The 12644-nt window shown below is 28.7% G+C and carries 13 protein-coding genes; 8 read left to right on the forward strand and 5 right to left on the reverse strand.

Translation table 4 applies throughout. The features are described from left to right. Positions 1-667: restriction endonuclease subunit S (locus A6V39_RS05730; protein ID WP_187150721.1), on the forward strand; the 667-nt coding region annotated here is incomplete at its 5' end. A 25-nt stretch (positions 668-692) separates the two neighbouring features. After that, positions 693-1127: a hypothetical protein gene (locus tag A6V39_RS05735; RefSeq protein WP_187150722.1), complete on the forward strand. Its 435-nt coding sequence runs from the start codon at positions 693-695 to the stop codon at positions 1125-1127. Between the two features lie 373 nt (positions 1128-1500). Here A6V39_RS05735 and A6V39_RS05740 read toward each other — a convergent pair whose 3' ends face one another. Beyond that, entirely contained in the window at positions 1501-2088 is a 588-nt protein-coding gene (locus A6V39_RS05740; protein ID WP_187150723.1) for a hypothetical protein, read from the reverse strand. A 917-nt stretch (positions 2089-3005) separates the two neighbouring features. On the opposite strand from A6V39_RS05740, the gene A6V39_RS05745 reads away from it, so the two are divergent. The 4 genes from A6V39_RS05745 to A6V39_RS05760 all read left to right on the forward strand — a co-directional run bounded on the left by A6V39_RS05745 (position 3006) and on the right by A6V39_RS05760 (position 7385). Beyond that, entirely contained in the window at positions 3006-4301 is a 1296-nt protein-coding gene (locus A6V39_RS05745; protein WP_187150724.1) for an MIP family Ig-specific serine endopeptidase, read from the forward strand. 317 nt (positions 4302-4618) lie between these two features. Further along, positions 4619-5014: a hypothetical protein gene (locus A6V39_RS05750; protein WP_187150725.1), complete on the forward strand. Its 396-nt coding sequence runs from the start codon at positions 4619-4621 to the stop codon at positions 5012-5014. Between the two features lie 323 nt (positions 5015-5337). Next, complete coding sequence (locus A6V39_RS05755) at positions 5338-5679, forward strand: hypothetical protein (RefSeq protein ID WP_187150726.1); 342 nt, start codon at positions 5338-5340, stop codon at positions 5677-5679. 125 nt (positions 5680-5804) lie between these two features. Further along, complete coding sequence (locus tag A6V39_RS05760) at positions 5805-7385, forward strand: type I restriction-modification system subunit M (RefSeq protein WP_187150727.1); 1581 nt, start codon at positions 5805-5807, stop codon at positions 7383-7385. A 396-nt stretch (positions 7386-7781) separates the two neighbouring features. Here A6V39_RS05760 and A6V39_RS05765 read toward each other — a convergent pair whose 3' ends face one another. From A6V39_RS05765 to A6V39_RS05775, 3 genes are all read right to left on the reverse strand, one after another. Then, complete coding sequence (locus tag A6V39_RS05765) at positions 7782-9503, reverse strand: ATP-dependent helicase (protein WP_187150728.1); 1722 nt, start codon at positions 9501-9503, stop codon at positions 7782-7784. Next, positions 9488-10333: a hypothetical protein gene (locus A6V39_RS05770; protein WP_187150729.1), complete on the reverse strand. Its 846-nt coding sequence runs from the start codon at positions 10331-10333 to the stop codon at positions 9488-9490. Before A6V39_RS05770 ends, A6V39_RS05765 begins: the two co-directional genes overlap by 16 nt. A gap of 86 nt (positions 10334-10419) precedes the next feature. Continuing rightward, on the reverse strand, positions 10420-10620 hold the full coding sequence (locus A6V39_RS05775) for a hypothetical protein (protein WP_187150730.1): 201 nt from the start codon (positions 10618-10620) through the stop codon (positions 10420-10422). A 107-nt stretch (positions 10621-10727) separates the two neighbouring features. On the opposite strand from A6V39_RS05775, the gene A6V39_RS05780 reads away from it, so the two are divergent. Further along, positions 10728-11087, forward strand: a complete 360-nt coding sequence (locus A6V39_RS05780) for a hypothetical protein (RefSeq protein ID WP_187150731.1) — start codon at positions 10728-10730, stop codon at positions 11085-11087. A gap of 35 nt (positions 11088-11122) precedes the next feature. Here the strand turns inward: A6V39_RS05780 and A6V39_RS05785 are convergent, their stop codons facing one another. Beyond that, positions 11123-11302 (reverse strand): hypothetical protein, encoded by a 180-nt coding sequence (locus tag A6V39_RS05785; RefSeq protein ID WP_187150732.1) that lies wholly within the window; start codon positions 11300-11302, stop codon positions 11123-11125. Positions 11303-11993: 691 nt separating this feature from the next. Between A6V39_RS05785 and A6V39_RS05790 the strand changes: the two genes are divergently transcribed. Continuing rightward, positions 11994-12644 (forward strand): restriction endonuclease subunit S (locus A6V39_RS05790; protein WP_187150733.1); only part of this gene is annotated, 651 nt, incomplete at its 3' end.

A 12644-nucleotide genomic window follows, 5' to 3' on the forward strand; every position in this document is an offset into this window, starting at 1 on the left:
AAAAGAGCTTGAAAAAGAGCTTAATTTAAGAAAACAACAATATGAATATTATAGGGATGAGTTGCTTTCATTCAAACAAGATAACAAGATCGAATGATTAGCTTTAAAAGATATATGTAATCTTCAAGCCGGATATGGATTTGAAAGTGATAAATATAAAGAAAATGGGGAGCCTATTTTGCGGGTTACAAGTTTAAAAAATAACCAAATAGATGAGTCGCAACTTAAATATTTTTCCCCTTTAGATTACTCTAAAGACTTACAAAAGCATAAACTTTATCCCAACGAGATAGTTATTTCAAAAGACGGTACTATTGGTAAAGTAGCCTTTAACAATAAAGATAGAAGATTTTATTTAAGTTCTCAATTAATGAAAATAATACCTAAAAAAATAATGCATACTAGATATCTATTTCATTTTCTTATTTTCAAAACTAAAGAAATTGAACAAATGACAACAGGTAAATCAGCAATACTACACTTAAATTTAAATAAATTCAAAGAGCTCAAAATTCCTGTACCTTCTTTAGAAAAACAACAAGAAATTGTTGATTTATTAGATAAATTTTGAGAATTATCTAACAATATTAAAGAAGGATTGCCTACAGAGATATTAATGAGGAAGCAACAGTATGAGTACTATAGGGATGAATTATTAAAATTATAAAAACCTAACAATTTAATTTATTAATTTGGCTATCAACAAAAAGTTAATCGGTGGTTTATTAGGGGGGGGGGTAGCAATCACAGTTGCGTCTTTTGGAGGACTTAAAATAAATGACAGAGTAGCTTGAAATAAAAAGATAGCTCGTTATTCAAAAATACCCAGTGGTTTTTGAAGATCTGGATTAACGAAATCTTCAGATGAAGGAAATTGATATTTACCAAATTACTTAGATGATGTTGCTTGAAAACATTGACATGAAGTTAAAGATTCAGGCGAAGGCGAAGGCGAAAAAAGAAAAAATTTTCTAAAAGAATATCCAAATTGAGAATCATTTAGAAATTATTGTTATGCTAAAGCGGAATCAGGATATGAAGAATGTAGTGATTCAAAAGGTTGATGCATGGAATGTGCTAGAAATGATGGATGAGATTGAGATAAAGCTAGAAAAGCAAATAAATAAATTTTAAATTAATTGCACAAACTGCTAATTTTTTTCTTGATATCAAAATAATAAATTGAAGAAGCGTTGCTTATGCTTCTGTATACATTTCGGTTTTTGTTATTTCAATTGCAGTTCACGAAAAAAAGTTGAAATAATTCCAGTTAAACTTTTGTAGCTCCAGATAGAGCCTCTCAAAAACAGTGAATGAATTTGATGCATACAATAGCTGTAGAAATAGGTGGCTTACTTCTTATTGCAGGAAGTTTGTCAATGGTAAATATACTTGATAATTAAAGTTTCTACGCATATCTAATATTTAAGCTATTAAATTTGCAAGTTTACCTTGAAAAGCATAAAGATAAAGAAATCAGAGAGGGCCTAATTAAATAATTTACAAGGAAATCATTTCACGCATTCTCTGATTTAAACAAAAATTTAAAATTACTTTTTTACTTAACTCTTTTTTTTCCAAATATTTTTGAACTTTACATCAATTTATTCAAGCTTTATTAATCTCTTGTTCAGAAAGATCCTTTCATTTAATTCTGTGTTTTTTAAATAATTCCTGATATTTCAAAAAAATTTCTCTATCTTTAAACATATCATCCGAGTTGACATACATTCCATCCTCCCCTTCATCTATTCCTTCTAATTTTTTTCCATCAACTAAATAATCAACAACCCCTATTGCACAATATTTTTTATGATTATCTAAACTAACAAAAAACTTCTTACCACTAGTCTCTACATCACACCAAAAGCTCAAAGCAACCCACTTTTGCTCTTTAGAAGTCAAAAACTCATCTAACTTAATATCTTTATTAATATCATCTTTGTATCTAACTAGCATTCTTTTGTAAATCTCCTCTTTATTTTGGGCATTTTGAATCAATTTAAATCCTTCGCTTTCAAGAGACTGTGAAATAATTGGAGAAAATTTGTAAATCCCATAAAGTATTGCTAATGCTGCTATTCCCATGGCTAAGATAATTTTTTTATACCGCATGTAGCTTTGGAGTATCCAAAGTTACACACCAAGACCTTGCATATCTTCTCTCTTTAGGCTTTACATTAACAAGGCTCTGATTTAATTTACTACTACACCAATCTTTAAGTAACTCTATATTCCTATTCGAAAATTCTTCTCTAACATTAAATTCTTTAATTATTCCTGTTCGTGCAATACTACTCTTAAGTTCTGTAAATACTCTATTTCACTCTCCATCCCTAACACTAGGATCTAACTCCTCTACTAAGCTAACATTATCCTCTTCAAGAAATTCAACACCTAATGTAGCTGTACAATATCTCCTTGCTCTTCATAAAGTTATACTATCTCAACTAGAACTATTAAATACTTCTTTGCATCATCTATTTAAATAATAAGCGCCCTCGTCGTTGGAAGCTTTACTAGTTAAATAAGGTACAAAGTTTTCTTTAATTATGTCTTTCTTATTAGTAACAAAGGTACGCTTTCACTTATTAAAGGGATCTTTCTTAATTTCAAAGAGAGCTTTAAATCCTTGTGTCTCTACAACTACCTTAAGAAAAGGTTTATTTAATAAATTAGAGTAAGCTTCAAAAACAACTAAGCCTGCAATTCCAACAAAAACTAAAGTAGAAAGAAAACTCTTAATGCTAAAGAATTTCTGAGTTTGTTAACTCTAATTTTGAATCTTAATTAAATTTCTCTAAATCTTTAAATTAATTATCTTTGCCAAAATTAATACCCACTTTCAAAAGAAAAATGATATATGAACATCAGATTTAGAGAGGCATTTAAACTTTTAAAATCCTTGCTACAAAAACCTGTAATAAGTTATTTATTATTTTCAAGAGAAACAAATTTTGTAATGATGAAGAATTTTCAAAAAATTTAAATAAAAAATTAAGTTTATGAATCGCAAGCTCTCATTAACAAGCTTAATATCGGTTTTTGGATTAAGTATTGGATTAATAACTTCCTTAAATTCCAAAGAAACCCCAAATTTAGAATTACCCTCCATCACTCCTGTTAATCAAGAAGTTAAAGATCCAAAAGAAATAACTAGAGAAGAGTCAAGAAGAGCATTCAAAAAAATGAATGATTATACCTTTAGAATTTTCTCACCTTGCAATATGGGGACTGGTTGAATATTAGATTATGAAATTCCGGAAAATGGTAGCTATCCCAAAACTTGATATATTGCAACTAATCTTCACGTAATAAGTCGATATGGATTTTCTGAAAATCCTTATGGACAAAAATTGCCCACATCAAAAGAGGAAATAAATCGCAAAAGATACAGATATAGAGGCATAGACTATTCTAAACTTTCTCTATATTACGATCATTGCAAGGAATTTGAATGATATGGTTATTTTGATTTCAATTTAGCAAAAGAAGAAACTGGAGAGGAATTGAATTCAGATATGGGGTTGGTTGCGAAGAAACAAATTGAAGAGCCTAAGTTATTCTATGCTGCATTAAATTTCCTTGAAGAAGATACAGAAAATGAAGTAAATAAAAATAATTGAAAAGATTTTGCTGTACTTGAGATTAAATTTAAAGACGAAGAAATAGCAAGAAAAATAACAAATAATTTTGCAACTAAATATCCAGTAAATACTAAAGAGGCAATAAATGTATTTAGCGATGCGTTAGAGGATAGATATAGTTGAGATGAACTTTCAAAATTAGATCAGAATTTTTATAGCTTTGCGTATCCCAAAACTGGAGATAAATTTAAAGCTTCCAAAACATGAAATGAAGAGACTTTAGAGGCAGATAGATTGTCTAATGATAAATACAACTGATATCACAATGCAGGTGAAGAAAAAATACCAGGTTTTATAGCTGGTAAAAGAATTGGAAGAGGGTTGCAAGAATGAGGAAATGAAACATTTAATAGGATAGGACATCTTTATTTTCTTAAAAATTTCCCACTAGGAATGGGTTCTTCCGGTGCTATGTATGTGGATAAAGATGGCAATCTTTTAGGACTTAAAGCGGTGGTGGAAATAGGAAAACATGCTATGCATTCTTGAGTTGATCCAATAAGATCAAAGGGATTTACTAAGGGGGGAATTAAGACACCAAAATATGATTTAATATTGGGAGGCGATAAACAATTAACTTCTTACAAACAACAAGTTGAAAAATATAACAAAAAAACTTTCTTAAGAGAGAGAGGCTGAAAACATATTAGTTAATTTTTTCAATATTTAATAAAGAATTCACAATAAATAGAGTATTTTAGAAAAATCTAGCTATTAAATCATTTAGAACGACATTGTAAAAGAACTGAATAAGAAAAATGTAATGAGCAATAAAAATGAAAAGTAAATTTTTTAAACAAACAAAATAATAGATAGTTTATTTGAGTAATTTTATTATTTATTTAAGGATTAAAATTAAGAATACCAGAAATTGCAAATAAGATTTTGTAAAAATAATTAATAAGTTTTGATTTTTTTAGTGATAAAAGGTACGACCTATTTAATTTAATAAAAAATAAGATTAATTTTTTATGTTTTGAAGTCTTAAGAAAGTCTTAATAGCTTCTAGCGTTTTAGCAACAGGAGGTGGAGGGGGGTGAGCTATTTATGATGCTCTTAAAAAAGACGTTGAAACAATTAGGAAGGCAAGAGTTAAGGATAATGCTTTTTGGGATGCAAAAATTAAAGTTTTAGAAAAAAAACTAGTAGCTTTAAATGAAAGAGGCGATCATCATTACAATGAATTGGTTGAAAAAATAGCCCCTAATGGGCAAAAGGTTGTTTTTGCATTAGATTCCAATAAATCAAAAAAATCTTTTTATTCTGATCATGAAACACAACAAAGACAGATACTTGAACAGTTTTGTGAAGATAAGGCACGAAGAGACAATGTTGATAGGGTTATCACAGTAGAACTTTGCGATTAATCTGCTAAGTTTTTCAGAAAATCTTTATTTACAAAAAATTATCTAAATAAAGAGAAAAGTAGTGGCTACATCTTTCGGAAATATTAAATTAAATGGCCTATCTTCAAAATTATTAACTTACTAAATAAAATTTTTCTGAATGTGGAGGTATGCTAGATTATCCTATGATCAATTAAAAGTACGAAATAATTTTTAACTTAAAGGAAGCCTAAAATTGGGTCGAATCATACTTTAACACCAAAAGCCTTTAAATAAAAAATTTGATTAATTTTTCTAATATCTTGTTTTTAAAAATTAGTAATAGATTTTGAAAAAACTCTTTAGTGGGGGGGTTGACAATTGCTGTTGTTGCTCTTCTCTTAATTAAAGTAAGTGACATCATAAATTTCACTTGAAAAACAAAATACTTCAAACAAATTAGTCAACAATTTTCAAAAAGGTGACCAAAAGAGGTATTAATAGATTGAGAAGACAAAGAAGGTTGAGAAAATTTTTACAGACAAAAATTAGAGTATCAAAAAGATTTAGTTGATATTGCAAAAACTTCAGAAAGTTTTAGAGATTATTGTTATTCAGAAGCCGAAATAAGTGTTCAAAAATCATTTGAAGATTGTGATGGCAGAAATGGATGATGCAACAATTGTACCAAGATGAAATATCAATAAAATTAATAATTTTAGTGCTTCTTAATTTGTTAAAATCTTGGTTGTTTTGGGCTTTTTCGACTCATCTTTTTAGATTAGTCGTTACTCATAGATTTTAAGCGCCTAATTATTTTAAATTTGGAAACATGCAAAACGAAAGAGAAGAAGTTAGGAAAAAGATTTGATCTATTGCAGATAATTTAAGAAATAGCGTAGATGGGTGAGATTTCAAGCAATACGTGCTTGGAATGATGTTCTACAGATACATATCTGAAAATTTTGCTAACAGCATTAATAAAAATGAATGGGATTCTGGGAGAAAAGATTACAACTATGCAGATAGTACTGATCAAGAGGTACAAGGATGAGAGCAGGACAGAATTAACGCCAAGGGCTTTTTTATTAAGCCAAGTGAATTATTTGAAAATGTACTTAAAGAAAGCAAAGTTGATAATCAAAATTTAAATGAAAAATTAAATAATATTTTTCAAAATATCATGGGCTCTGCAAGGGGTACTAATAATGAAAATAATTTTTCTGAACTATTCATAGATGTTGATTTAAATAATAATAAATTAGGCTCCAAAGTAGAGGAGAAAAATAAAAGAATTAGAGATTTACTTATTGGTATTAGCGCTATGCCCCTTTATCACGAAGAAAATAAATTTGATGCCTTTGGGGATGCATACGAATTCTTAATGGGTATGTATGCCTCTAATGCTGGAAAAAGTGGGGGTGAATTCTATACTCCACCAGAAGTATCAGAATTATTGACACATTTAGCTATTAATGGTAAAGAAAAAATAAATAAAGTTTATGATCCTGCTTGTGGTTCAGGTTCTTTATTACTTAAATTTAAGAAAATTCTAGGCAAAGATAAAGTTAATAAATATTGCGGACAAGAAATTAATTTAACTACTTGTAACTTATGCAGAATGAATATGTTTCTGCACAACATCAATTACAATGAATTTGACATTAAACACGGAGATACGCTTTTAGATCCTGATTATGATCATTGAATGGAAGCGGAAAATGGTGAGTTTGATGCCATAGTATCTAATCCTCCTTACTCTACCAAATGAGTTGGTGATGATAGACAAAGTTTATTAAGTGATGAAAGATTTTCTCCTGCAGGTGTATTAGCTCCTAAATCAAAAGCTGATATGGCTTTTGTAATGCACTGCCTACACTATTTATCTAATAATGGTACTGCTGCTATTGTATGTTTTCCAGGAATTATGTACCGTACAGGTAAAGAACAAAAAATAAGAAAATACTTAATTGATAACAACCATGTTGATTGCGTAATTAGCTTAGCTTCAAACTTATTTTATGGAACTCAAACACCTACATGCATTATGGTACTTAAGAAAAATAAAAAAGATAGCAATATATTATTTATTGATGCAACTAAGGAGTTTATTAAAGTTAAGAATAGTAATAAATTAACAGAACAAAACATTCAAAATATACTTAACGCCTACAAAGAAAGAACAGATAAACAATATTTCTGTAGATTAGTTACACATGCAGAAGTTACTGAACAAAAATGAAATTTATCTGTAGATACTTATGTAGAAAAAGAAGATACTAGAGAAAAAATAGATATTAAAGAATTGAATGCAAAAATAGCCAGTACAGTTGAAAAAATTAATTACTTAAGAAGTGAAATAGATCAAATTATTAAAGAAATAGAAAGCGACTCAAATGATCAAAGTAATTAATTTAAAATAGTAATTTGCCAATTTTAAATTGGAAGACCAATAAAAAACTAATCGGTGGGGCAAGCTATTCTGTAACTTCTCTTGGAAGTATTAAGTTAAGTTATACTAAATGCAATGTTGACAAAATTAACTTCAAAAACTTCTTCTTCAAAATAAGCGTCTTTATCATCTATTTCATCCTCTCTATCTGAATCTATAAGTTGTTACCTTCTTTCATCATATTTATCACTAACAATTTTTAATAATAAAAATTAAATGCTATGTTTTTGCATTTAGTAAATATTGCCACATCCCTAATTGTGTTAAGGCTACTTCAAATAATATTACCAATGTCAGATGGGGCAGACATATTTTAAATTTATTATGAAAAAAGTATTAGTTAATTTGATTATTTTCTTACTTAATTAAAAATAAATTTTTCTTTGCCCTAGTAACAGAAACATATTCTAGAAACTCACTCTCTTCGTCCCTATTTTTGGCAGATTCTTGCAATAAATCATATTCTAAAATGGCTACATTATCTCAACCTAGGCCCTTAGATTTATGAATAGTAATAAGAGACAAATAGTTAAAATCCCCGCTATCTTTTTGTTCCTTAAAAAACTTTGCTTTATCCTCTATATCTAAAACTACCTGCACAGCAGATTCTGATGTTTTTTCTGGTTGAATATTATCCAATCATTTAACAAATAAAGAAATATTATCCTTTTGGCTTTGCTTTAGTTCTCCCTCAAACAAAGAAGGTATTAAACTTTCAACGAACACAGATAAATTATTAACCTTTGCCTCTCTCAGCCTCTTCAATTTTTTTAAAAAATCACTTAATTTTTCATTATCTTCTTCATTTTCAAATCAATCATCTCTATCCGTGCTCATCCATTTTTCATATAGTGTCAAATAGGGCGGATTGGGCTTTTCAAATATCTTAGATTTTGACTCTTGACTTAATTCAAGATACTTAAGTTGTAATAATTTTTTAAAGGGATTAAAGTTGTCAAAATAAATAAGTCTTAAATAACTAATAATTTTTTGTATTTCATCTTTTTCAAGAAGCTCAAATTTAGAAGTTTTAAAAGGAATTTTATTTTCAATAGCCTGCTTTATTAAGTCTTTTGCGTGTTTATTTTGCCTAAATAAAATTGCCCACCGCGACAAATCTGCATCCTTTAATTTATTAATTAAATCAAAAGTCTTGATAGTTTCTATTGTCCCCTCTTCTTCACTTACAACCTTTGCATAAGGCTCAAATAATTTAATTTGGTTTGAATAATCAACTATTTTTTTTGTAGATCTATAATTTTCCAAAAGACTAATCTGTAAATAATTGTCCTTAAAAAATTCTTTAAATTTGTTAAATATATCTTTCTGTGCTCCAGCAAAAGCATAAATACATTGGTGTGGATCTCCCACTCCAAAGAAAATAGAGTTTTCTCCTATTAATCTAGTAATTAATTTAAATTGGAGAGGATTTAAATCTTGACACTCATCAACTAATATAACTTTGTATTTATTTCTTCAATGTTCTAATATATCAAGTCTAAGATCAAAAATCCTATCTACAAGAATAAGTAAATCATCATAGTCCAACATCCATCTTTTTTTAAGAATTTCAAGATATTTTTCATAAGTTTCTAACAATCCTTGGTCTTCTAAATTAGTGGCTTCATTTGGATTTAAATGTTTACTAATCTTATGTTTTGAAATTAAATCTTTCAATTTACGTTCTTTTTTGTAATACTTACTATTAACAATTCTTAATATAGAGTTTTTTTGATCTTCGTCTGCTATTTTGAACATATGATTTAATCCTATATCCAAAATGTCAATATGATGCCTAAGTATTGTCCCATACAAAGAATGTATCGTTCCTATAGCTGAAGGTGTTTTTCTTACATCATTAAATCTTTCTTTAATTCGCTTACTCATCTCACTAGCTGCAAAATTAGTAAAAGTAACGGCACATATTTCTTCAGGCTTTATTCCATTCTCCAATAAATAACAAATTCTAGATACCAATACTTCCGTCTTTCCCGTTCCGGCTGGCGCTATTACTAATGTATGTTTATTTAATAGCGAATATACTGCCTCTTTTTGTGTCTTATTTAACGAGCTTTCCATAAAAGATCTAAAAAATTATCATCTATAAAAGGATCTACTTTAGGACTGACATATTGATATTTCTGATACCACTTACTACATTTTTCAATTATTTTTGAATACTTACTCATGTCTATCTTTACTTTCAATAAATGTAATTCATGCCCATAACTAACATACCTTCTTGACTCTAAAATATCAAAATCAAAAGGAGAATTATTTAACTCTTCAAATTTAGAAAAAAGAAAAGTCCTTCTTGGCCCTTCGCAAAAAACATCAATTGGTGCGTCCTCTTTATTATTTTCTAGAAATGACGCAAGCCTCTCGCCTCTTATCTTTCATTTTTTGCCAAGTCCAATAATACATAAATAACCAGTATCTAAATTCCTTAAATACAAATAAAGGCCTAATTGTAGTAAATAAGCATTAAAGGTTTTTTCTTTTATGACTTCAAATTTTTCACTATTTGGCGTCTTAATTTCTAATATTGAATCTACTCGTCCCTTTTCATTAAAGGATTCTCCATCTGGTACTCCTCCAAACATTTCACAATCAAATACATCGCGTCGGTCAGGTGAATATCCTTCAAAATTAATATTAGTTTTTTCGTTAACAAAAGATATTAATTTAGACTCAATATTTTTCCAATATTCCTCTTTATTTTTAGGGTTTTCAATTTTTCCATAAAAACCATTAATCTTTGTTCAGCTTTCAAAAATAGTATTTTCTGAACTAAAAAGTTCAGGTACCTTTGTCCCTGTTATCTTTAAAGTGTGAACCTTCTCTCTTCCTTCTCCGGTTAATAAAACTGTTTTTCTCCTGATGAAAAAATCTTTATCTGGAAGAAACATCAACAAAAAACAATATCAAAAATAAACTAAGTTAAATTTAAAAAACCGCTAGAAATCAGCAATAAAAAATCAAAATTGCCTAGGAATTAAGCAAAAACAGCCCCAGGATCAATATCATCGTTAACATTGCCACTACTACCTTTGCCTGCATTCCCTGTTTCGCTCGCGGTTTGTGAAATCGAATTATCTTTTTTGCTATTGCCAATAAAAGCACTAACTACACCAGAAACAGCACTAGCAATAAAGAAAGAAGCCCCCATTTCCAAAACCTTTCCCAATAAAGTCATTATCCTAAATAATTTTTGAGTATTTTAGTAGTTCCTGTTGAATTTTTTTCAAAAAAATTAACAATATACAAGAGTATTATTAAATGGAAAAAATAAAATGATAGTGGATGAAAATACTAACAAAGTGCTTAATTAGTGCTGGGGCTTTGACTTCTGCTATTGGCGGACTGACATCTTATTTATTGCTTAATAAAGGAACTGAAATAAAGTACAATGATTTTTGGGATGGAAAATTGGAAAATTTAGAGAAAGAGCTAATAAATCTGTATAGGAAAAAGGCCAATAGCGAAAAAGAGTTGGCTACAAAGATGTTTGGAAGTGGATCAGTATTGTTTGAACTAAATGATAACAAAGATGGTTTTCATGATGAAATGGAAACACAACAAAGAGACCTACTTTCACAATTTTGTGAGAAGCCTAACAAGGAAGAAATAATTGGGACTAATTTAGTTAACAAATTTTGTTAAATTTAAGGTGGACAAAAAGCTTTAATATACTCCATTTACGCTACTATATTTCTACATGTTTCATTAATATTTGAACTTATTCCGCAAATACCATTTAATCTATCTTTAAATATATCTATCAAATTGGATTCTTTATTTACTATATCCTTTACTCCTCGTTCAGTTTTGCAATCCTCTGGGTTTTCCTTACATAACTTTTCTAACTCCTCTTCCAAGAACTGTAATCTTTGTGAATCATTACGTTTATTTCATTCTTCATTAAACTTATTTAACTCAAGCTCTTCTTTAAAATCTTCTTATTACGCTCTATAAGATAAATAAGTAACTCCAGCCCCTAAATCAATAACAACGGACCCAATGATTAAAGCTTTAAAACTAAGCGCTAAATTTGCTTATTAATTTTATTTATTCAGAATTCTAAGTCTATTTTTGCCTAACAAAATATTAGATTATTAACCAAAATTCTGTGAAAATAAACTCCTATAGTTGCCGATGAAACAGCTTTCGCATTCATAATTAAAATTGAAAATTTTTGCTTTTGATTTATGGATAAAAAAGAGTTACGGGTTTACTAGAGGGAAGTATCTGAAATAGTTATTGTTAGTGGTATTAAATCAAACGAAAATATTTCTTGAAATAATAGAACTAAACAATCATTTTCAAAAAAATATTCATTCAAAACTCAGCAAATCATCTTTGCCAAATTGAGAAGGCGAAAAAAGTGAAAAAGAATTCATAAAATATCAAGTGAAGACGGTTGACATAGACCGTTTTCTTCATATGAAGAACAAAGAGACTATTGTTATGATCTCATAGAAAAAGGGAAAACCATTGATAACAGGACTGTATTTACAGATTGATACACTGTCTTTCTTTTTTTCTAATAATTTCTTAAAATTTTTATTTTTGATTACTAAATTGAATACTCAATCTTTGACTTTAGGAGATATATGTAAATTTTCAAAAGGATTTGGAGGCTTTAAGGCCTCCACATACAAAGAAGCAGGAATTCCCATTCTTAGAGTAGCAAATATAGATAATTTTGAAATAAATGAAAAGAATTTAGTTTACATAGATAGTAACGACTACTCTCAAGATTTAAATAAATACTTACTTAAGAAAAACGACTTAATTATTGCAAAGGATGCATCCATTGGGAAATTGGGAAAGATTAATATAGATAGAGAATTCCTATTTAACAGCCATATATTAAAAATAGAGCCTATATCTGACAAAGTCAATAGAGATTATCTTTATCATTTCCTAATTTCAAAATCCAAAGAAATAGAGAACTTGAAATTAGGTGTAATACTTCCTGCATTAGATATTGATAGATTAAAGAAAATCAAAATATCTCTACCTGATTTAGCTACTCAAGCAAAAATAGCTAACAAACTAAATCAATTCTGAAAACTATCTGGGGAGCTCTGTGGGGAGCTCTGTGGGGAGCTAAATTTAAGAAAAAAACAATATGAGTACTATAGGGATGAGTTACTGTCATTCAAACAAGATAACAAGATTGAATGGTTAACTTTAGGAGAAATAGCAACTGATATT

The organism is Candidatus Mycoplasma haematobovis (genome assembly GCF_001645765.1).
Classification (GTDB): Bacteria; Bacillota_I; Bacilli_A; order Mycoplasmatales; family Mycoplasmoidaceae; genus Eperythrozoon_B; species Eperythrozoon_B haematobovis.